Annotated in this window: 23 protein-coding genes, 1 tRNA gene and 1 pseudogene; 9 read left to right on the forward strand and 16 right to left on the reverse strand. The window is 64.5% G+C overall.

Annotated features, from left to right (window positions below; genetic code table 11):
- Positions 1-97: 97 nt before the first annotated feature.
- The 3 genes from U5A89_RS16290 (at position 98) to U5A89_RS16300 (ending at position 2102) form a co-directional block, all read left to right on the forward strand.
- Positions 98-1114, forward strand: a complete 1017-nt coding sequence (locus U5A89_RS16290) for a MarR family transcriptional regulator (protein WP_445190706.1) — start codon at positions 98-100, stop codon at positions 1112-1114.
- Between the two features lie 60 nt (positions 1115-1174).
- Positions 1175-1250, forward strand: a tRNA-Val gene (locus tag U5A89_RS16295).
- A gap of 231 nt (positions 1251-1481) precedes the next feature.
- Entirely contained in the window at positions 1482-2102 is a 621-nt protein-coding gene (locus tag U5A89_RS16300) for a 5'-methylthioadenosine/S-adenosylhomocysteine nucleosidase (RefSeq protein WP_338162104.1), read from the forward strand.
- A gap of 3 nt (positions 2103-2105) precedes the next feature.
- Here the strand turns inward: U5A89_RS16300 and U5A89_RS16305 are convergent, their stop codons facing one another.
- The 5 genes from U5A89_RS16305 to petA form a co-directional block, all read right to left on the reverse strand.
- Positions 2106-3176, reverse strand: a complete 1071-nt coding sequence (locus U5A89_RS16305) for an endonuclease/exonuclease/phosphatase family protein (RefSeq protein ID WP_338162105.1) — start codon at positions 3174-3176, stop codon at positions 2106-2108.
- A gap of 13 nt (positions 3177-3189) precedes the next feature.
- The gene (locus U5A89_RS16310) at positions 3190-3726 is read right to left on the reverse strand and encodes an adenine phosphoribosyltransferase (protein ID WP_338162106.1); all 537 of its coding nucleotides are present in this window, start codon (positions 3724-3726) and stop codon (positions 3190-3192) included.
- A gap of 79 nt (positions 3727-3805) precedes the next feature.
- On the reverse strand, positions 3806-4654 hold the full coding sequence (locus U5A89_RS16315; RefSeq protein ID WP_338162107.1) for a cytochrome c1: 849 nt from the start codon (positions 4652-4654) through the stop codon (positions 3806-3808).
- 15 nt (positions 4655-4669) lie between these two features.
- Positions 4670-5962, reverse strand: a complete 1293-nt coding sequence (locus U5A89_RS16320; protein ID WP_338162108.1) for a cytochrome b — start codon at positions 5960-5962, stop codon at positions 4670-4672.
- 11 nt (positions 5963-5973) lie between these two features.
- Entirely contained in the window at positions 5974-6540 is a 567-nt protein-coding gene (gene petA, locus U5A89_RS16325) for a ubiquinol-cytochrome c reductase iron-sulfur subunit (protein WP_338162109.1), read from the reverse strand.
- Between the two features lie 208 nt (positions 6541-6748).
- On the opposite strand from petA, the gene U5A89_RS16330 reads away from it, so the two are divergent.
- The 3 genes from U5A89_RS16330 to U5A89_RS16340 are packed head-to-tail and all read left to right on the forward strand — an operon-like array spanning position 6749 to position 8678.
- Positions 6749-7207 (forward strand): tRNA (cytidine(34)-2'-O)-methyltransferase, encoded by a 459-nt coding sequence (locus U5A89_RS16330; protein ID WP_338162110.1) that lies wholly within the window; start codon positions 6749-6751, stop codon positions 7205-7207.
- The gene (hemF, locus tag U5A89_RS16335; RefSeq protein ID WP_338162111.1) at positions 7204-8094 is read left to right on the forward strand and encodes an oxygen-dependent coproporphyrinogen oxidase; all 891 of its coding nucleotides are present in this window, start codon (positions 7204-7206) and stop codon (positions 8092-8094) included. Before U5A89_RS16330 ends, hemF begins: the two co-directional genes overlap by 4 nt.
- 2 nt (positions 8095-8096) lie before the next feature.
- Positions 8097-8678, forward strand: coding sequence for a GNAT family N-acetyltransferase (locus U5A89_RS16340; RefSeq protein ID WP_338162112.1), 582 nt, complete (start codon positions 8097-8099; stop codon positions 8676-8678).
- An 8-nt stretch (positions 8679-8686) separates the two neighbouring features.
- On the opposite strand, the gene U5A89_RS16345 is transcribed toward U5A89_RS16340, so the two are convergent.
- On the reverse strand, positions 8687-9502 hold the full coding sequence (locus U5A89_RS16345) for a DUF7847 domain-containing protein (RefSeq protein WP_338162113.1): 816 nt from the start codon (positions 9500-9502) through the stop codon (positions 8687-8689).
- A 75-nt stretch (positions 9503-9577) separates the two neighbouring features.
- On the opposite strand from U5A89_RS16345, the gene lipB reads away from it, so the two are divergent.
- The 3 genes from lipB to U5A89_RS16360 all read left to right on the forward strand — a co-directional run bounded on the left by lipB (position 9578) and on the right by U5A89_RS16360 (position 11419).
- Positions 9578-10294 carry a lipoyl(octanoyl) transferase LipB gene (gene lipB, locus U5A89_RS16350; protein ID WP_338162114.1) on the forward strand — a complete coding sequence of 239 codons (717 nt, stop codon included), beginning with the start codon at positions 9578-9580 and terminating at the stop codon, positions 10292-10294.
- Between the two features lie 59 nt (positions 10295-10353).
- The gene (locus U5A89_RS16355; protein ID WP_338162115.1) at positions 10354-10629 is read left to right on the forward strand and encodes a hypothetical protein; all 276 of its coding nucleotides are present in this window, start codon (positions 10354-10356) and stop codon (positions 10627-10629) included.
- 97 nt (positions 10630-10726) lie between these two features.
- Entirely contained in the window at positions 10727-11419 is a 693-nt protein-coding gene (locus U5A89_RS16360; RefSeq protein WP_338162116.1) for a hypothetical protein, read from the forward strand.
- A gap of 571 nt (positions 11420-11990) precedes the next feature.
- On the opposite strand, the gene queE is transcribed toward U5A89_RS16360, so the two are convergent.
- The 10 genes and pseudogenes from queE to U5A89_RS16410 form a co-directional block, all read right to left on the reverse strand.
- Positions 11991-12638, reverse strand: a complete 648-nt coding sequence (gene queE, locus U5A89_RS16365) for a 7-carboxy-7-deazaguanine synthase (protein WP_338162117.1) — start codon at positions 12636-12638, stop codon at positions 11991-11993.
- A gap of 13 nt (positions 12639-12651) precedes the next feature.
- Complete coding sequence (gene queC, locus U5A89_RS16370; RefSeq protein ID WP_338162118.1) at positions 12652-13344, reverse strand: 7-cyano-7-deazaguanine synthase QueC; 693 nt, start codon at positions 13342-13344, stop codon at positions 12652-12654.
- A 59-nt stretch (positions 13345-13403) separates the two neighbouring features.
- Positions 13404-13823 (reverse strand): DUF3617 domain-containing protein, encoded by a 420-nt coding sequence (locus tag U5A89_RS16375; protein WP_445190663.1) that lies wholly within the window; start codon positions 13821-13823, stop codon positions 13404-13406.
- Positions 13824-13968: 145 nt separating this feature from the next.
- Positions 13969-14876, reverse strand: a pseudogene (hslO, locus tag U5A89_RS16380) (Hsp33 family molecular chaperone HslO).
- Positions 14877-15001: 125 nt separating this feature from the next.
- Positions 15002-15928 (reverse strand): ornithine carbamoyltransferase, encoded by a 927-nt coding sequence (gene argF / locus U5A89_RS16385; RefSeq protein ID WP_338163083.1) that lies wholly within the window; start codon positions 15926-15928, stop codon positions 15002-15004.
- A 140-nt stretch (positions 15929-16068) separates the two neighbouring features.
- Positions 16069-17265, reverse strand: coding sequence for an aspartate aminotransferase family protein (locus U5A89_RS16390; RefSeq protein ID WP_338162119.1), 1197 nt, complete (start codon positions 17263-17265; stop codon positions 16069-16071).
- A 154-nt stretch (positions 17266-17419) separates the two neighbouring features.
- Entirely contained in the window at positions 17420-17818 is a 399-nt protein-coding gene (locus U5A89_RS16395) for a flagellar export chaperone FliS (protein WP_338162120.1), read from the reverse strand.
- A gap of 14 nt (positions 17819-17832) precedes the next feature.
- The gene (gene fliD / locus U5A89_RS16400) at positions 17833-19212 is read right to left on the reverse strand and encodes a flagellar filament capping protein FliD (RefSeq protein WP_338162121.1); all 1380 of its coding nucleotides are present in this window, start codon (positions 19210-19212) and stop codon (positions 17833-17835) included.
- An 82-nt stretch (positions 19213-19294) separates the two neighbouring features.
- A complete protein-coding gene (locus U5A89_RS16405) occupies positions 19295-19750 on the reverse strand; it encodes a hypothetical protein (protein ID WP_338162122.1) in 456 nt (151 codons plus the stop codon).
- 309 nt (positions 19751-20059) lie between these two features.
- A complete protein-coding gene (locus U5A89_RS16410) occupies positions 20060-21196 on the reverse strand; it encodes an EscU/YscU/HrcU family type III secretion system export apparatus switch protein (RefSeq protein WP_338162123.1) in 1137 nt (378 codons plus the stop codon).
- Positions 21197-21200: the final 4 nt, after the last annotated feature.

A 21200-nucleotide genomic window follows, 5' to 3' on the forward strand; every position in this document is an offset into this window, starting at 1 on the left:
CATCCAAACCCTCTTCATAACGGCTTATTTACGGGGCTGAAACGATCCGTTCTTGCTTTATTCTCAGGAACGAAGGTAGAACAGGATTCGGATCATGATGGACGATTTTCCCTACGCCCAACCGCTGACCGGCCAGCCCCTGGCGGGCCATGCCGCACCGCTGGCGCCGCGCGATGAGCGTGCCAGCCTGCTGGTGATCGCCGACCGGATGGATATGTTCGATCTGGAACCGGTGACCGACGCTGCCGGCTTCCGGCTGCTGGGCGCAACCACGCTGGCCGACGCCCCGGACCGGCTTGATCTCCAAGCGCAGTGCGACACGGTGCTGCTCTTTTGCCCTAGCATGACGCCAATGCTGGAACGATTGCTGGTGCAGGTCGAAACCCAGGCGATCCAGACCGGCATGGCGGTGATTCTGGTCGCCGGTTGGGAAACGGTCGAACTGGCCTTTGCCTGCCTGCGCAGCCCGCACAGTCATTTGCTGTGCGACCCGGACCGCACCGAACTGGCCGCCGCGCTGGTAGCGGCGGGCGAGCATCGCCCCGTCGCAGGCGTGCATGAGGTCGACCGGGAAGGCGTGCGCCTCCAGCAATTGAGCGAGGAGGTCGGCCGCCTCGCCCGTACGCTGGACGCGTTGACCGAACGAACCCGGCTGGCGACGCCCAGCTTCGACCTTGGCCCGCGTATTTCCGACCGGCCCAGCGACTATATCGGCATGCCCGCCATCGCCCCGATGACCGTGCCGACGCCCATGGCGGAGAAAGCCGCGCCGACCGTCACCGCCGCGCAGGTGCGCGACCTGCTGCGCGCCCGGCGCATCCGCGCGGACTTCCTGCCCGGCGACCTGTTCGCCGATCCGGCCTGGGACATGATGCTGGACCTGCTCGCCGCGCGGCTGGATCATGAACGGGTGTCGGTATCCAGCCTCTGCATCGCCGCCGCCGTGCCCCCGACCACGGCGCTGCGCTGGATTCGCACGCTGACCGACAAGGGGATGGTGGAGCGTCAGGCCGATCCGCATGACGGTCGCCGCGTCTTCATTGCCCTGGCGCAGGACACCACCGACGCGCTGACACGCTGGTTCGGCGCCAGCCGCCGCCTGCTGAGCAGTTGATCGCATCCACGGACTTGACCGACGCGCTTTTTCCCGTAGAGAGGCGCTCTCCTGCAAAGGGGGCGATTAGCTCAGTTGGTAGAGCGTCTCGTTTACACCGAGAATGTCGGCGGTTCGAGCCCGTCATCGCCCACCATCCTCTCCATGCCTTTTAGCACGCGCAGGCGATGAACGGGTTGCTGTTGTCGTCCATCCTGCTGATATTGCCGGACCCAAAGCCCAGAGGCGGCGCTTTTCCAGCAGTGCGGATCATGATTGCCAATCCCGTTCATGCCGCAAAATAGCGATGGCGCAATGCTTTCCGCTGGACAGACAGACGTCGCCGCGCTTTCACAAAAGCATCGACATCATGGCGTAAAGACGGGGCATGCTGAACACCATCATCGGATCAAAGCGCGTTCTGTTCGTCATGGCGGTGGGTGCGGAATATGGTCCGCATCTGCGCGCCCGCTTCACCCCCTTGATGACCGGCGTCGGCCCGATCGAGGCCGCGCTAACGACCGGGATGACCTTGCACGACATGGATCGCGCAGGCGCGTTGCCGGACCTGGTCGTATCGCTGGGATCGGCGGGATCGCGCCGCTGTCCGCTGGGCGAGATATTCCAGGTGGCGAGCGTATCCTGGCGCGACATGGATGCGTCGCGATTGGGCTTCACCAAGGGGGTGACGCCGTTCATCGACCATCCTGTCGATCTGCCTCTGTTCACGCCCCTCCCCCTGCCCACGGCGCGACTGTCTACGGGCGCGAATATTGTGGGCGGCGACGATTATGCCGCGATCGATGCCGACATGGTCGATATGGAGACATTTGCGGTGGCGCGGGCCTGCGCGCGGTTCGACGTGCCGTTGATGGGCCTGCGCGGCATATCGGACGGGCCGGGCGAGTTGGATCACATCCATGGCTGGACGGAATTGCTGGGCGTGCTGGACGAAAGGCTGGCGGCTGCCGTGGACATGCTGCCAGAGGCGCTGGAAAGCCTGCCCTGACGTTCAGCAGCCGCCTTGCGTCATCGCTTTACGGGGCCACGACAGCCGGTAGGTGACCAGGAAGCCGTCATGGTCGGACAGTCGCGGACCGCTGGGGCCACCGTCGAACATCGCCTCGACCCGGATCGGGCGCACCGTCACCTGATCGCCCGACCAGAAAAATTGCAGATCCTGCGTATCCATCCACGGTGCGTCCCCATCCCAGCTCATGCGCACATCGCAGCCTGAAGCCGCGTCCGCGCAGACGTGATGGACCAGATCGAGCGACTGGTAGCGCGAGAAATTCTCCCAGCGCGATTCGGAATGGCGCATATTGAAGTCACCGCCGAAAATCAGCGGATAGGCGTCGTCATGCGTGCGGTCGATAAAGGCCGAGGCTTCGAGCGACTGGCGATCATGCGCGGCCAGATTGCGGTGGTCGGGCGCGCGCGAGGCGCCGCGGCTGTTCATATGGGTGTCGTATATATCGATCGGCGTGGGCACGCCGGGAATGGCGATCCGCGCCAGCACGACGCCCTTGTTGGCAAGGCAGTCGATCCCGGCGCAGGAGCGGCGACCATAAGCGTGCCTATCGACATGGACGATCGGATAACGCGACGCGATGGCTAGACCACTGCTGGTGAGGTGGACGCCGATCTCGCCGCGCTTGATATGCGACCGGCCGGGTAGTGTTGCCTTGGTCACGCCGCGCGCAGGCGTGGTGCGGCCAGGGCCGGTCACGATCGCGGGATAGCCGGTGGCGGCGACCGCCTTCTTGGCCGCGCCGCTGAACATTTCCTGGAATAATATGATGTCGGGCGCCTGGCCCTTGGCGCGTAGCGCGGCCAGCCGATCGCCGATGGCACGAAGCGACGCCCCGCGTCCGGAGCGGGCGGGCCAGCCCAATCCTTCGATATTATAGGTCAGCACCGACAAGGTCGTGGTGACGCTCTGCCCATCGGCGGCGGACATAAGGGCTGGTGACGGCGCGTCTTCGCAGCGCATCGCCTGCCGGGGCAGCGGCGTCGCACAGCCTGACGCGAGCAACGCCAGCGCCAGGGCGAAGCGCGGGACTGGTCGATATCTAGCCTTCATGCCCGATGCTTGCTCAGTCGCCCTCGAACGCGATCAGCGCCTGCGATGCAATGCCGTCGGCCTCCAGCGCCGCTTTGCCGCCCAGGTCGGGCAGGTCGACGGCAAACAGCGCCATCAGCACGCTCGCGCCCTGTTCGCGCAACAGCTGCGCAGCGGCGAGCGCGGTGCCGCCGGTGGCGATCAGATCGTCCACCAGGATGACGCGCGCGCCCTGCGGCACCTGCCCTTCATGCAGTTCCAGCCGGTCGGTGCCATATTCCAGTACATAGTCGATGCCGACCGTCTTGCCGGGCAGCTTGCCCTTCTTGCGGACGGGCACGAAGCCTTTGCCCAGCGCCACCGCCAAGGCCGCGCCCAGGATGAAGCCCCGCGCCTCGATCCCGACGATCAGGTCCGGGTCCAGCGGCCGGGCGACGGCGCTCAGCCGATCGATCAGTTCGCGAAGGCCGAGGCCGTCCGCCAGCAGCGTCGTCACGTCGCGAAACTGGATGCCGGGCTTGGGGAAATCCGGGATGGTGCGAATGAGGGCGGTCAGGCTGTCGATGCTCATGGGCTTGCTCCATAGAGAAAGGGCGCGGCTTCCTCAAGAAACCGCGCCCTTATTCGTTTCGCCTTGCAGCGCCGGACCGTCAGGCCGCCTTTTTCTTGTCCGCCCAGATATTCTGATAGGACATATAGGCCAGGCCCGTGGCGATCAGCAGGAAGAGGATGGTCGCAAGGCCAGCACGGCGGCGATTTTCCAGCTTCGGTTCGGCCGTCCAGGTCAGGAAGGCCGACACGTCCTTCGCCATCTGGTCCACGGTCGGCTTGGTGCCGTCGCCATAGGTCACCTGGCCTTCGGCCGTCAGCGGCGGCGCCATGGCCAGGTTCAGGTTGGGGAAGTAGGGGTTATAGTGCAGCCCTTCAGGCGTCTTGGCGTCCGGGAACTCCTTGAGCAGTTCGGCGGGTTGCGCCTGGAAGCCGGTCAGCAGCGAATAGACATAGGCGCTGCCATGATGGCGGGCCTTGGTCATCAGCGACAGGTCTGGCGGGATCGCATTGTTGTTCGCCGCCGCCGCCGCGACATTGTTCGCGAAGGGCTTGGGGAAGTGATCGGCCGGAACCGGTTCACGCGACGAGGCTTCGCCGGTGGCGGGATCGACCGACGGGGTCTTGATCGCCCACTGCTTGGCGATCGCCTTCACTTCGGCTTCGTTATAGCCCAGCGCCGCGAGATCGCGGAACGCGACGAACTTCAGGCTGTGGCAGGCCGAACAGACTTCCTTGAACACCTGGAAGCCGCGCTGCAGCTGCGCCTGGTCATATTTGCCGAGCGGTCCGTCGAACGAGAAGGACACATGCTTTACCGGCTTGTGGAACTCATGCTCCACCGTCTTGGCCGGCGGATCGGTGACGTAGGCCACCGCGCCGACCAGGAAGGAAATGAGCAGCCAGCCTGCAAAGAAGAGGCCGACGAGGAATGCGCCAATGCGAACCATGGTCTTATCTACCCCTTATTCGGCCGGGACCGCGACGGTTGTGCCGTCGGTCTTGCCATATTTCGCCAGCACCGCTTCGGTGATCGAGCCGGGCAACGGAAGCGGCTTTTCAAAGCGCGAGATCAGCGGAAGGATGATCAGGAAGTGGGCGAAATAATAGGCCGCCGCGACCTGGCTCATCATCACATAGGGTTCTTCCGCAGGCGCACCGCCCAGCCAGCCCAGGATCAGCACGTCGATCACCAGGATCCAGAAGAACTTGTTGAAGGTCGGCCGATATTTGCCCGACCGCACCGGCGAGGTGTCGAGCCAGGGCAGGAAGAAGAGCAGCAGGATCGACGCGAACATCGCCAGCACGCCCAGCAGCTTGGCGGGGACGAAGAAGAAGTCCACCGTGAAGGCGCGCAGGATCGCGTAGAAGGGCCAGAAATACCATTCGGGCACGATATGCGCAGGCGTCGAAAGCGGGTTCGCTTCGATATAATTATCCGGGTGACCCAGGAAGTTGGGCGCGAAGAACAGCAGGATCGAGAAGGCGATCAGGAAGACGCCCGCGCCGAAGCCGTCCTTGGCGGTATAATAGGGGTGGAAGGGCACAGTGTCCTGCGGCCCCTTCACTTCCACGCCGGTCGGGTTCGAGGAACCCGGGATATGCAGCGCCCAGATGTGCAGGATGATGACACCGGCAATCACGAAGGGCAGCAGGAAGTGCAGCGAGAAGAATCGGTTCAGCGAAGCGTTGCCGGGCGCAAAGCCGCCCAGCAGCCAGGTCTGGATCGGTTCGCCCACGACAGGGATCGCGCCGAACAGGCCGGTGATGACCTTGGCGCCCCAATAGGACATCTGCCCCCAGGGCAGGACATAGCCCATGAAGGCGGTCGCCATCATCAGCAGGAAGATGACGAGGCCGAGCAGCCACACCATTTCGCGCGGCGCCTTGTACGACCCGAAATAGAGGCCGCGGAAAATGTGGAGATAGACGACGATGAAGAAGAAGCTGGCGCCATTGGCGTGCGCGTAGCGCATCAACCAGCCCGCATTCACATCGCGCATCGTCTGTTCGACGGTGCCGAAGGCGACCAGATCATTGGCGCCATAGTGCATCGCCATGATCACGCCGGTGACGATCTGGATCATCAGCGCAAGGCCGGCCAGAACACCGAAGTTCCAGAAATAGTTGAGGTTGCGCGGCACAGGGTAACCCGCGCCCACGGCGTTATAGGCGAGACGCGGAAGCGGCAGCTTCTCGTCGATCCACACCATCACCGGATTTTTCGGGGTATATTGCTCAGCCCAGGGAAAGCTCATGGTTTCTTACCTCAGCCTACGAGAATGGCGGTGTCGGAAGTGAAGCTGAACTTCGGCACTTCCAGATTCTTAGGCGCTGGGCCTTTGCGAATGCGCGCGGCGGTGTCGTAGGACGAACCGTGGCAGGGGCAGAAATAGCCGCCAAATTCGCCGCGATTCTCACCCTCGCCCGCGCCCAGCGGCACGCAGCCCAGATGAGTGCAGACACCCATCGTCACCAGCCACTGCTTCTTGCCGTCGACGGTGCGTTCTTCCAGCGTCTGCGGATCGCGCAGGGTGGAGGCGTCCACCTTGTCGGCTTCGGCGATTTCCTTCGGCGTCAGCTGGCGCACGAAGAGCGGCTGGCTGCGGAAAGTGGTCTTGATCGCCTGCCCGGGCTGGATCGCCGACAAATCGACTTCGGTCGATGCCAGCGCCAGCACGTCGGCGCTGGGGTTCATCTGATCGATCAGCGGCAGGACGACCGCAACAGCGCCGACCCCCGCGAAACTCACCGCAGCGATGTTGATGAAATCGCGGCGACGCACGCCATCATCGCCGGATGGACCTGTGCCGTCTATATGTTCAACGCTCGCCATGCACCTCAACCCTTGCAAGAACGTCCCTGATACCGCCGCAATGCCGTTCCCGGCTCTGTTTATCAAGGGATTTGGACCGCCATAGCCATGGCCACCCGCCTTCCCCCTGGCGTGGTTCGCGGGCCTGATAACCGGACTGCGCCCATTTTGCCAACAGCAAACTCACGCACCCTATGACAATTTGCCGCAGTGCATTATGGCGCGGACCATGCGTATCGCCCTTTACCAGCCAGAAATCGCGGGCAATGTCGGCGCGATCCTGCGCCTCGCCGCCTGCTTCGCCGTGCCTGTGGACATCATCATGCCGACCGGATTCGCCTTTTCCGACACGCGCCTGAAACGCGCGGCGATGGATTATGGTGAGGCGGCGGACATCACCCGCCACGCCAATTTCGCCGCCTTCGATGCAGAACGGCGCGCGCAGGGCCGCCGCCTATTGCTGATGAGCGCCCATGCCTCGCAAAAATTGCCGGAGGTGCAATTCCAGCCCGACGACGTGCTGCTGATGGGATCGGAAAGCGCGGGCGTGCCGGACGCGGTGCGCGACCTAGCCGACATCCGCATCCGCATTCCCATGGCGCCGGGCTTTCGATCCTTGAACATCGCCGTTTCGACGGGCATCGCCATATCCGAAGCCCTTCGCCAGACAGGACAATATCCGCAATGACCGCCAGCAATCCGGTGCCCAGCGTGCCCTTCCCCCTCGACGCCCGGCAACAGGCGGCGCGCAACTGGTTCGAATCGCTGCGCGACCGCATCTGCGCCGCGTTCGAGGCGATCGAGCGGGAGGCGGGCAGCGACGCCCGGTTCGACTATACCGCCTGGGACCGCGAAGCCGAAGGCCAGGCGCCGGGCGAAGGCGGCGGCGGCGTGCGCGGCGTGATGAAGGGCAAGGTCTTCGAAAAGGTCGGCGTCAACGTGTCGACCGTGGGCGGCGAATTTGCGCCCGGCTTTGCCCAGACCATCCATGGCGCCGCCAACAATCCCGCCTTCTTCGCCACCGGCATCAGCCTGGTCGCGCATATGGCCAATCCCCATGTGCCCGCCGTGCATATGAACACCCGCTATCTGGTCACGACCAAAAGCTGGTTCGGCGGCGGCGCGGATCTTAATCCGCCTTTGCCCCGGGCCGAGGATACGGATCATTTCCACGCCATGTTCAAGAGCGCCTGCGACGCCCACGACCCGGACTATTATCCCCGGTTCAAGGCGTGGGCGGACGAATATTTCTTCATCCCCCATCGCGGCGTGCATCGTGGCGTCGGCGGTATCTTCTACGATCATCTCGAATGCGCCGACGATGCCGGGTTCGACGCACACTTCGCCTTCACCCGCGCGGTGGGCGACGCCTTCCTGGACGCTTTCCCGCCGATCGTACGCCGTCGCATGGATGAGACGTGGACCGAGGCGGATTATCGCACCATGCTGGAATGGCGCGGGCGCTATGCGGAGTTCAACCTGGTGCATGATCGCGGCACGCTGTTCGGGCTGAAGACCGGCGGCAATATCGACGCCATATTGATGAGCCTGCCGCCGATGGCGAGTTGGCGCTAAGCATGGCGTTGACGCCGGTCGATCCGGGGATGGTGGCGACGATCGTCACCTATCTGGAAATGCGGGAGCGGCCACGGCCCGCGCCGGTCCCGCCCGCGCCGTTGCGGCTGGTGCCGTGGAAGACGCCCGATCTGGACGCTTACCGCACCCTGTTCCGCCGGGTGGGCGCGCCATGGCTGTGGTTTTCCCGGCTGGTGATGTCCGATTCGGACCTGGCCGCGATCCTCCATGATCCTGCTGTGGAGGTCTATGCCGTCACCGATCCGCGCGGGACCGAAGTCGGCCTTTTGGAACTGGATTTCAGGGCGCTGCCCGATTGCGAACTGAGTTTTCTGGGGCTGGTGCCCGAACTCAATGGCAAGGGGCTGGGCCAATGGCTGATGGCGCAGGCCAAATCGCTGGCCTGGCGCAAGGGGGTGGAGCGCTTCTGGGTCCATAGCTGCACGCTCGACAGCCCCGCGGCGCTCCGCTTCTATCTACGGTCCGGCTTCGTTGCCTATGCGCGCGCGGTCGAAACCTTCGCCGATCCCCGAATCGCCAACATATTGCCGCGCGATGCCGCGCCGCATGTGCCGCTGCTATAGGCGTCTGATCAGCGAAAGACGTCGCGCACATCCTGCGGCTGCGCCTGACGATAGAGCCGCGCCAGCATCACCAGCATATAGACCTGGACGATGCTCGTCACCGCCGCCCCCGCAAGCCCCCCTGCCAGCCGCGCGCCTTCCGCCCCCGCGATCAAACCGCCGACCAAGCCGACGATCACCTGCGCCGCCGATCCCGCGATGGTGGACAACAGCATGACGATGACCAGAAAGCCGAACAGCCGCCAGAAATAGCCGCGCGTCAGCGCCCAGGCGCGGCGCAGCGATTCCATCACCCCGGCCGTGCCGTCGATCACCACCGGGTTGAGCAGCACGAGGCGGATGCTGGCGAAGAAGATGAGGGCGATGGCGCCAAAGCCCAGCAGCAGCCCGATCGTCGCCGCCAGCGGCTTCGAGACGAGCGCGAAGAGGATGCCGACCAGCGCCGCCGCGATGAAGACGACGGCTACGGCGCCGACCACGACCAGCGCCGTGCCGATCAACACCGGCAGGCGCGCGAAGCTCATGCGCAACGCTTCCCCCACGCTGATGCCCGGGCGCAGGGCCAGGGCGAACAGGGCAAGCGACCCGAACCAGATGAGGATGATGGTCAGCAGCATCGCTAGGCCAAAGCCAGGCGGCATGGCGGGAATCGTGTCCGCCTTGGGCGCGGCGAACCAGGCCTGGAGTTCGGGCGGTGTCATTTCCTGAAGGATCAAGCTGGGCAGCGCCACGAACAGCAGCGCCACCGGGAACAGCAAGGCCGCTTCCCGCCTGACGAAGGCGACCAATTCCTCCCACGCCTTGCCGATGGACATTGTCGCCATATCTATATTGCCTGCCCTGCTGAAAATCCGGCGCGAGACTTGATCGCTCGGCTCGCCCAAGTCAAGGAAGCGCCCATGTCCGACCTTCCGCCCGATCGCCCCGCGCCCCTGCCCTTTCCCGCATCCGTCGAATGGCGCGTCGCGCCCGCCCCCGTCGATTATCCAACGGCGCTGGCCGATATGGAGGCGCGCGCTGCCGCCGTCCATGACGGGCAGGCACAGGAGCGCGTCTGGCTGCTGGAGCATCCGCCGCTCTATACCGCCGGGACCAGCGCCGATCCCGCCGAACTGCTCGACCCGCGCTTTCCCGTGCATGATGCCGGACGGGGCGGGCGCTATACCTATCATGGGCCGGGGCAGCGGATCGGCTATCTCAACATCAACCTCGGCGATCGGGGGAAGGACATCCGCAATTTCGTCCATCATCTGGAAGGCTGGATGATCGCGGCGCTGGATGACATGGGCATTGCGGCGCGGCGGGCGGAAGGACGGATCGGCATCTGGACCGACGATTCGAATGGGCGCGAGGCGAAGATCGGCGCGCTGGGCATTCGCGTGCGGCGCTGGGTCACGCTCCACGGATTTGCGATCAACGTCGATCCCGACCTGTCCCATTTCGCGGGCATCGTACCGTGCGGGATCAGCGACTTTCCCGTGACCAGCATCGCCGCTCTGGGCGGTGACGCATCCACAGACACGCTGGACGCCGCGCTCAAGGCGCATTTCCCCGTCTTTCTCAGCCGCTTGGCCCGGTGCGGCACGGGGGTTGAGCAATGCGAAACAGGAAGCTAGGGTCGCGCCTTCCTGAGCCGGCGCGGATGCCGGGTATCGACCGTTTCAAGGAGACCCGGATGCGCCCCATCGTCACCGCCACGCTGATCGCCGCCTGCCTGTCGCTGGCGGCCTGTGGCGGCAAGGAGGAAGGCGGCAACAAGGTGCAGATGAAGGATATGGAAGTGGTGGACGGCACCGCGACCGACGCGATGACCGACCTGGACGGCGTGCAGAGCGAAGGCACGGCCATCGCCCTGCCCAGCGGCAATGCGACGGACAATAGCAGCGCGGCGGCCAAGCCTGCGCCGCAGCAAGCGCCCGCGGAGGATGCGGAAGTGTTGTCCGATCAGTAAAACTAGCAGGATCGTTCAGCGCTGATACAGTGGCTGGACGGAATGAAGGATCAATGGATGGCGCCGATGATCGCGCCGTCCCGGAGAGGCAGATTAGATGACATTGCGTTCCTCGTTGCGCCGCGTGCTGGCCGGCATGACCCTGGCCATCGCGCCGATGATCGCGCAACCCGCGTCGGCCCAGTTCTTCTGGTCGCCGCCCGACATGAGCGCCCCGCCCCTGACCGACGCCGCCGCTGCGACCGCGCTGGGCCTGCCCGGTGCGAATGCGGAGGAGATCAAGGCCGGGCTGGCATGGAATCTGCGCGCCGCGCTTAACGTCGCGGCGCTGCAATGCCAGTTCGAGCCGACCTTGCTGGCGATCAGCAATTATAACGCCATGATCGCCCATCATGACGCGGAACTGGATAGCGCGCAGGCGGTGCTGCTCGGCTATTTCCAGCGCACCGTGGGCAAGGGCAAGCCGGGCCAGTCGGCGTCCGACATGTATAACACCCGCATCTATTCGGGCTATTCCACGGTCCAGGCGCAAAAGGGCTTCTGCCAGGCGACGGCGGAAGTCGGACGGCAAGCGATCTTCGCCGATCGCGGCCAGCTGAACGAAGTGGGCCGGGCTGGCCTTGGCTCGATCAAGAAGTCGTTGGTGGCGGCGGGCGAGCAATTTTACGGCACGCCGGGCTATGACTATGTCGTCGCCATGCCCTCCTTCGATCCCAAATGCTGGAAAAAGGGCGTGTTGCTGCCGGTCTGCCATCAGGCTTGGAACGACAAGATCGGCGTGAAGCCTTGAGGGCTGGTCCGACCGCCCGATAGCATGGGTTTCCGCGCAGGCGGGAACCGGGTTCCGGCGGTTGGACTTGGCTCTGATGTTCGCAGAAATAAGCGGCACTTATACCAAGCTGCATTGACTGGAATCTATAGCGCGCTGTTTCCCGGCCCTTCGACTGCCTGCCAAGGCAGGCGCTCAGGATAAACTTCGGCCAACGGCCGAAGGCCGGGAGCCAGTTCCGCCCTCTGAACTGGACCCCGGCCTTCGCCGGGGAACGCCCTGCCCCTTCCAATGAGTCATTGTCATCGCGCTTTGGCATTAGAGCGGCCCGTGGAGGGAAGCGCCGCTTTAATTTGACGGCGCGCAGGCTTTGCTATGCGTCGTTTGAGACAGCGAGTGCGACAGTTGTGGCGCTATTTCGCTATTCATGAGCAGGCAGAAGCAATCTGCCCGTTCGTGATTTTTACGCAACATTGAAGGGGCTGGGGCGTGTAAATAGTTCCGCGCTCCGGACTGGGCTCCCGCCTGCGCGGGAGCACGTTGCATTTAGAGCGCTCGCCTCACACACCGTCATCAGGCCTAAAAAACGCCTTTACCGCAAACCCAGATATTTATGGGCCTGCACCGTCAGCCGCCATTGCGGCCGGTCCATGACGAGCGCGATCGCGGCGCGAGCATTGTCGGCTGCGTGGGGGTCGTCCAGCGGCTGGAGCAGGTGGTGCGCGAAGGCCCAGCCTTCCATCGCCGCGACATCGGCCAGGCTGTGGCCGCCATCGGGCTGCGGCCAAACCAGCTTCAATTCATGGCCGGATCGTTGCACGACGTCGCTGCCTGCCTTGGGGCTGATGCAGATCCAGTCGATGCCGGGATGGGCGGCGATCGTGCCGTTGCTTTCGATCGCGATGGTGAAGCCGCGCGCGTGGAGCGCATCGACCAGCGCATCATCGACTTGCAGCATCGGCTCCCCGCCGGTCAGGACGATATAGCGACCCTCCGCCCCCTCGCCCCAGAAAGCGAGCGCGCCATCGGCCAGCGTGTCGGCGTCAGCGAACTTGCCGCCGCCCAGCCCATCGGTGCCGACGAAATCGGTGTCGCAAAAACGGCAGACGGCGTCGCGCCGGTCCTGCTCGCGACCGCTCCACAAATTGCATCCGGCAAAGCGCAGGAATACGGCGCGCCGCCCCGCCTGCACCCCTTCACCCTGAAGCGTCAGGAACATTTCCTTGACCGCATAGCTCATCGTCGGCCGCCTTTCAGGGCCGCGTGGCGTAGATGGTAGGGTCGGGCAGGCCCGCTTCCTGGTAACCCTTGGCGCGCAGGCGGCAGCTGTCGCAAAGGCCGCAATGCTTGCCGTCGGGCGTGGGATCGTAGCAGGACCAGCTGATCCCGGCGTCCAGGCCCAGACGGTCGGCTTCGCGGGCGATGTCCGCCTTGCTCATATATTGCAGCGGCGTCTGGATGCGGATCGGATGGCCCTCCACCCCCGCCTTGGTCGCCAGCGTCGCCATATTCTGGAAGGCGTCGATGAACTCGGGACGACAATCGGGATAGCCCGAATAGTCGAGCGCGTTGACGCCGATGAAGATGTCGCTTGCGCCCGCCACTTCGGCCAGGCCCAGCGTCAGCGACAGGAAGATGGTGTTGCGCGCGGGCACATAGGTGACGGGGATATCGTCACCCACCCCGCCCTTGGGCACGGCGATGTCGGCGGTCAGAGCCGATCCGCCGAACGCGGTCAGGTCCAGCGGCAGGACGATGTGGCGAATCGCGTTGAGCGCTTCGGCGACGCGCGCGGCGGCGCGCAGTTCGACGCGATGCCGCTGATTATAGTCGATCGACAAAGCGAGGATGCGATAGCCCTGTTCGCGCGCCAGTCCGCCCGCGACCATCGAATCGAGACCGCCGGACAGCAGCACGACGGCGAATTTTCCATTATTGGCAACCATGATTCCGCGCTACCCCCCGCGACGCCGCAGCGCAAGCATGGGACGATGCGCGTTCTCGATCAGGAACAGTCGCCGACGCGTCGTCCTTCCGCCGTGAAGGCGAAGGGCGCGCCGTTCGCGATGCCCTGCGAGCGGATCTGCACCAGCTTGGTGGTTTCGACGCGCAGGTCGGTGCGGCCATTGCCCGCCGCCGCGCAATCATAGGTGACGGTGATCGCATGGGCGCTGTCGCTGATGACGAAGCTGCGGCAGAGGGTGCGGCCATGCTGGACCTGCAGCAGCTGGCGCAGGTCGCTGATGCACAGCTTGCGAGTCTCGGCCCCTTCGCCGCGACCGCGCAATTCCCATTCGCCGGTTTCCAGCGTGCGCAACGCCTGGGGCGCAGGGACCGCCGGGGCCGTCGCCGCCAGCGCCATCGTGCCGATCGTCGCCGCCATCATCGCAATCGCGCCGAGCGCGTATCGTTCCGCCCTCTTCATCGTTCCGCCCGATCCCGTATCATAGTGCCACCGCGCCCATGGCGATGGCTATCTGCCGCTCATGCCAATCAATTGCGGCATTTTCATAGCGCAAGCGGCGCGTCCTGCCCCATTTACAAATAACGTTAGCGAAACGTTCTTCGCATCAATGCGCGACGAAGCTGTCCAGCGCGAGGGGGAAGAGGCGCGAGCAGAAGGCGCAATCCACGCCGATCACGCCATGTTCGTCCGCCATGTCCGCGCGTTCGCTGGCCGGGAAACGGCCGATCACGTCGCGAATATGGGTGAGGTCGCAGCGGCATCCTTTCGCCAGCGGGGTCGGTTCGACCACGCGCACTTCCTCTTCCTCATGGAACAGGCGCCAGACGATGTCGGTCAGCGGCAGGGCGTCGTCGGTCAGTTCATCGGCCTTGAGCGTCTGGGCCAGCGCCTGCACATGCTCCCATTCCGGATGATCGTGGCGGACATGCAACCGCTCGCGCCCGACCTCCCCCTCCGGCAGATGCTGGAGCAGCATACCGGCCGCGACGCAGCCTTCGCCCTTGTCGTGCCGGGTGTCGATCTGGATGATGCTGGGGATTTGTTCGGACTGGAAGAAATAATGTTCGGCGGCTTCGGCCAGCGATTCGCCCTCCAGCGGCACGATGCCCTGATAGCGTTCGCCCGACACCGACTGGTCGAAGGTGATCGCCAGATAGCCCTTGCCGAACAGCCCGAACAAGGTCGGGTCCGCGCCCTGTTCGGCCAGGCGATCGGCATCGAACTTGGCATAGCCGCGCACGTCGCCATCCTTATAGTCGGCGACCAGCAGGCTGACGACGCCATGTTCGGTCTGCGCCTGCAGCGTCAGTTGGCCGTTCGCCTGCTTCAATGTGCTGCCCAGCAGGGCCGCCAGCACCAGCGCGGAGGCGAGCAGCCGCTCGATCGGGGGGGATAGGCATGGGCGGCCAGCACCTGGTCGAGCACCGGACCCAGCCGCACGAGGCGACCGCGGGCATGGCGCGCGGGGATGGTGAAGCCAAGAGCCTGGTCGATATGGGTGGAGGCAGACATGCTGTGCTTTCTCCCCTCCCGCTGGCGGAAGAGGCGGGAAATGGGTGTATAGTGCGAAGGGGAGGACCATGCCCTCCCCCACCCCGTCCCGCAAGCGCGGGGGGAACCGACCATATAGGGGCGGGCTACAGCTTTCCAAGCGCCCAGAGCAGCACCGATTTCTGCGCATGGAGGCGGTTTTCCGCCTTGTCCCAGATCAGCGACTGGGGTCCGTCGATCACCGCGTCCACCACTTCCTCGCCGCGATGGGCGGGCAGGCAGTGGAGGAATTTGGCGTCCGGCCTTGCCTGCGCCATTAGCTCCGGCGTCACCTGATAGGGCATCATCGCCGCCAGCTTGGCGTCGGCATGGGCCTGGCCCATGGAAATCCAGGTATCGGTGACGACGACGTCCGCGCCCGCCACCGCGGCCGCTGCGTCGCGGGTCAGGGTGACGGTCGATCCGGCGGCGCGCGCGGCCTCGGCGAAGGCCGGGTCGGGATCATAGCCGTCGGGTATGCCCATGCGCACATCGAACTTGAGCAGGCCCGCCGCCTCCACGATCGAATGGAGGACGTTGTTGCCATCGCCCAACCAGGCCCATTGGCTGCCGGGCAGCGCCAGCCCATGTTCGACCACGGTCAACAGGTCGGCGACGATCTGACAGGGATGCGACAGGTCGGTCAGGCCGTTGATCACCGGGACGGTGGCATAGGCCGCCATCTCCTCGATCTTGGCATGGTCGTCGGTGCGGATCATGATCGCGTCGCACATGCGGCTGAGCACGCGCGCGGTGTCGGCGATCGTTTCGCCCCGGCCGATCTGGCTGGTCGCGCCTTCCAGGATCAGCGACGTGCCGCCCAACTGGCGGATCGCCATGTCGAAGCTGACGCGGGTACGGGTGCTGTTCTTTTCGAAGATCATCGCCAGCGTGTGCCCGGCGAGCGGGGCGTCGGCGTCGGCTGCGCCTTTCGGCTTGCCCGCGCGTGCGGCCTTACGGTCGATGGCGTCGGCGATCATCGCGGCGATCGCGTCGCCGCCCGCATCGGTGAGATTCAGGAAATGCTTGGTCATTGGAAGGTTCTCCGCTTCCAACCGCCGTTCGTCCTCAGTAGCCATTGAGCGAAGCCGACATGGCGTATCGAAGGATCAATGCTTCGATACGGGTCTTCGACAAGCTTAGCCCCTACTCAGCACGAACGGGGTAGTATCAATCAGGCCGCCTCAGCTTCCGCGAAGCTCCGCGCGCCGGCGGAGATCTTCTCAATGGCTTCGGCGATATGGCTTTCCTCGATGACGAGGGGCGGCAGGATGCGCAGCACATTCTGCCCGGCCGACACGGTCAGCAGGCCGTGATGGTCGCGCAGATGGCCGACGAAGGCGCGGGCGTCATAGCCCTCCTTCATCTTGACGCCGAGCATCAGGCCCATGCCGCGCACATCCTCGAACATGTCGTCATGATTGGGGATGAGCTGTTCCAGCGCGGACCGCAGGCGCGCGCCCATCGCCGTCACATGGTCCAGGAACCCGTCGGCCAGCACTTCCTCGATCACCGCAAGACCCACCGCCATGGCGAGCGGGTTGCCGCCATAGGTGGTGCCATGGGTGCCGAACACCATGCCCTTGGCCGCGTCCTCCGTCGCCAGGCATGCGCCGAGCGGGAAGCCTGCGCCGATGCCTTTCGCCACCGCCATGATGTCCGGCGTGATGCCGTACTGTTCGTGCGCGAAGAAGCTGCCGGTACGGGCATAGCCGCACTGGACTTCATCCAGGATCAGCAGCAGGCCATGCTCGTCGCACGCCTTGCGCAGGCCGGTCAGGAAGTCCTTGGTCGCCGGGGTGACGCCGCCTTCGCCCTGCACCGGCTCTAGCAGGAAACCGGCAGTATTATCGTCGATCTGCGCCAGTGCGGCGTCGAGATCGTTGAACGGCACCACGGTAAAGCCGGGCAACAGCGGTTCGAACCCGTCGCGCATCTTGGGCTGGCTGGTGGCCGAGATCGTCCCCAGCGTCCGACCGTGAAAGGCGTTGTCGAAGCTGATGATCTTGTGCCGGTGCGCTTCGCCATTGGCATAATGGAAACGCCGCGCGGTCTTGATCGCACATTCGACCGCTTCCGCGCCCGAATTGGTGAAGAAGACGGTGTCGGCGAATGTATTGTCCACCAGCTTCCGCGCGAACCGTTCGCCCAGCGGCATGCCGTAGAGGTTCGACACATGCATCAGCGTCGCGGCCTGATCCGCGATCGCCTTGACCAGCTTGGGATGGCCGTGGCCCAGCAGATTGACCGCGATGCCGCTGGCGAAGTCGAGATAACGCTCGCCGCGCTCGCCGATCAGATAGCAGCCCTCGCCTCGCACCGGACGGACATCGCACCGGGGGTAAACGGGCATGAGCGGCGTAATCGACATGGGCCTTCCCTTTCTGGGTGATGCTGCGCGTCCTGTGCGCATTGGGTAGAACGCAAAAAGGCGGCCCCCGCCGGGCCGCCCTTGTGCGAGCATCGCCTATACAGGCGGCATGTTGGGCACGCAACCCCGCCCGGCGGGGCGACGGCGGCCGTTTTTAGCCGCCGATCTGGGTCCAGGCGTCGGCGATTTCCGCGATCATGGCATGGGCCTGATCGACCGGTTCGGCCGTGCGGTCCTTGGCACCGACCAGCAGCAACCGGCGTGCTTCGCGATAGATTTGCGCGAGGCCGATCGAAATGTCGCCGCCCTTGTCGAAGTCCAGGCTCGATTCGAGCGCGAAGAGGATCGACATCGCGCGCGCCTGCTTGTCCGACACCTTGACCCGGTCGCCCTGGCGTTCGGCCAGCGCCGACGCTTCGAGCGCCAGCAGCAGTTCGTCGAACAAAATCTTGACCAGCGCGTGCGGCGTGGCGCCTTCGGTGCGGCTGCCCGAATGGACGGCGGCGTAACGGCGCGCTGCGCTGGCGCCTGCATAACCCTGATTATAAAACATCGTCTGCGCCCCGATTATTTGTTGCTGTTGTTCCAGACCTCGACCTGCTGTTCGAGGTAGCTTTGCGTCGCCTTGAGCGCGGACAGCCGCGTCTCCATGGCTGCGTAGATCGTGGTCAGATGCGCCTGATAATTGGTCATCCGTTCGTCCAGATCTTCGAGTTGTTGGGTGAAATTCTTGGCTTCCGAATCATAGCGCGCCTGCGCGGTCTTGAGCGGACCGTCATCCTTCACGATGTTGTCGCGTACGGTGTCCATCAGCGTGGACAGGCCGGGATTGCCGGTGGTCGATACTTTGGGGTTCACCATATTGGTGACGCCTTCGGGATCGGATTCCATCGCCGCGGCCAGCCGGGCCGTGTCGAGGCTGAGCGTGCCATCGCGATTGGTGGACACGCCGATATCCGCCAACGTCCTGAATGTGCCCGTCGACGCCAGTTGGGTCGACGTGATCCCGGACAGCTGGCGCTTCATGTCGCGCACGCTGGACACGCCGTTCAGGACACCGGCACTGGACGAATCCGCGCCCGTCGCCGTGGCGGTGTTCAGCCCCTTCATCAACGTGTTGTAGGCGTCGACAAATTCCTTGAGCAGGTCCGACAGGCCTGCGGTCGGCTGGCTCATCGACAGGTTGACGGTAGCCCCGGGCGACGCCTTGTTCAGGTCGATCCGCAGATAGGGGATCGCATCGTCGATCGTGTTGCTGGCATAGGAATAGGCCACGCCGTCGAGCGTGATTTCGGCATTTTGCGCGGCGGGCGAGCCGGCAAAGTTCAAGCCGCCCCATGCCACCGGGTCGCCTTCTGCCGCGCCCTCCAGCGTGAAATCATTGGCTTGGCCCGTCGCCCCTTTGAGCACGAGGCGCGAACCGGTCGCATCGGTCACGACCTGAGCCGTGACTCCTGCCCCGGACGCGTTGATCGCCTTTGCCAGATCGGAAATCGTGCTGGTGCTGGAATCCAGCGTGATGGGCGTCCGGTTGCCGTCCTTGCCGACGATATTGAGAGTGCCAGCGCCGATGCTGGTGTTGGTGGACGAGCCGGAGGAATAGACACGGGCGGTCGCCAGTTTTTCGACCGTCAGCTGGGCTGGCAGGCCGCTGGGGCTGCCGCCGCTCAGCAACGTGACCGATGCGACGCTGGGATCGTTGGACGAGGCCGTACCGGTATAGGATGCGCCGGACAAGACTTCGGTCAGTGCATCGGCAAAGGTGTTGAGCGAGCTTGTGGCCGAAGCGAGCGCGGAAATACGCGAGTTGTTGAGCGTCTGACGATCCGTGATCGCCGTCTGCTTCGGCTGGCGGGTCGCGCTCACCAGACTGGACACCAACGCCGAGGTGTCGATACCCGACCCCGCGTTGAGCGCCGTCAAAATGCTGCTGCCTACCGAACTCATGCGTCGTCCTTTCAAGGGATGAGAACGGCGTTAGCGCCGAGACCTTTAGGAATGATTTTCGCAAGCCCACGGCGGCGAAATATCAACCGACAGAAGCGGTTACCTGATCGACCGTGCCGCGCGCCACATGCGCCTGCGCCCCATGGGCGTAGGATGCGCGCTCCACGATGCGCTTCGCCAATACGGCGGCATGTTCGACCGCTTCCTTGCTGGCGGGCGGCAAGGGCACCAGCACGATGGGACGCGGGATCATCGCCTGGATCGCGCCAGCGGCGTCGTCCACGCTGCCCGCCGTCGATTGGAGGTCGGCCAGAATTTCGGATATGCGGGCATGGACTTCGACATATTCGGCCGCGCTGGCCATGTCTTCGTCCACGACGATGCCTTCGTCTGGCGGCGTCGCCTTGGCCGTTTCCTGGAGGGGCAGTTGGGTGGAACGACTGGCCGCCACGGGCTGCACAGCCTGGACGGACGAAGGCGCACGCGAAACGGCCCTATCGACCGGCGTCAGCTCAATTCTGGATACATAGTCGTTCATGACGCACCAATCATAATGCGTCCCCAAAAAGACATTACGGCCGGGCGATAAAAAACTTTAATGCCCCGCCTGATCTTTTTTTGCCTGACGCCCAACAGAGGGGTCGGCGCGCAGACAAGCATTTGAAGATAGAAGAGAAAATTAGTGCTGACCTTTGGAGATCATGGCTCCGGGATCGGCTATGCGACAGCGAAGGTGACAGGTGCAGCGCATTTTGGCAGGAGCGGGTCGGCGGCATGACATCGCGCTGCAACTGTCCAACTCGTTGTCGCATTCGGGCCGCAGATATGCGTTTCTGGCCGCTTCGGGCTATGGCTTGCGCCCGTCCGCGTTGAAACGCAGGTCTTCCGGTACGGTGATGAACGGCCGGTCCATTTCGGTCGCCATCTTGTTTTCCACCCGGAAGACGAAGGCCAGGATCGTCGCCACCGCCATATACAGCCCTTCATTGACGATCTGCCCGGCGCGGGAGGTGAAATAGACGGCGCGGGCCAGTTCGGGATATTGCAGGACGGTCACGCCATTCTGGTCCGCCAGTTCGCGGATCGCCGCAGCGATCGCGTCGCAGCCGCGCGCCACCACGACCGGGGCGGCGTCGATGCCCGGCCGGTAGCGCAGCGCGACCGCGAAATGGGTGGGGTTGGTCAGGATCACGCTGGCTTCGGCCACGGCCTGGCGGGTGGAGCCGTTCAGCACCTCGAACTGGCGGCGGCGGATCTGGCCTTTGAGTTCAGGCGAGCCTTCGCTTTCCTTATGCTCGTCCTTGATTTCCTGCTTGCTCATGCCCAGCCGCTTGCCGCGCTGCATGATCTGCGCGGGGACGTCGATCCCTGCGATCAGGAACAGCCCGCCCGCCATCACCAGGCAGACGAGGATGAAGATATTGCCCAGGTCCGCCATGGCGGGCGCGACGCCCATCTTGCCCAGCGCGGTGATCTGAGTCAGCCGGTCCCAGATCAGCCAGACGCCGATGCTGCCGAGCAGGCCGACCTTGGCAATCGACTTGACCAGTTCGATCAGCCCCTGCGTCCCGAAAATTTTCTTGATGCCCGCCGCCGGGTTCATCTTCGACGCCTTGGGTGCGAAGGCGCCGGGGCGGAAGCCGAGCGACCCCAGAAGCGCGGGCGCGGCGATGGCGGCGATGAAGGTCGCGAGCATCACGCCGGCCGCCGGGAGCGCGATGGCGCCGAGCAGTTCGGCGCCGCGCGCCGCAGGCGAGAAATCGATGATATCTTCCCGCCGGAAGCGCAGCGCCTGCGTCAGCATATCCGCCAGCGCGTCGATCAGTGAGGGGCCGGTGATCGCCAGCCAGGCGATGCCCGCCATCACCACCAATGCCGTGCCCAGTTCGCGCGACTGGAGGATGTCGCCCTTCTTGGCGGCGTCGTCCAGCTTCTTCTGGGTCGGTTTTTCGGTCTTTTCGCCGCCGCCGGGACTGTCCGCCATGGCC

Source organism: Sphingobium sp. HWE2-09 (genome assembly GCF_035989265.1).
Classification (GTDB): domain Bacteria; phylum Pseudomonadota; class Alphaproteobacteria; order Sphingomonadales; family Sphingomonadaceae; genus Sphingobium.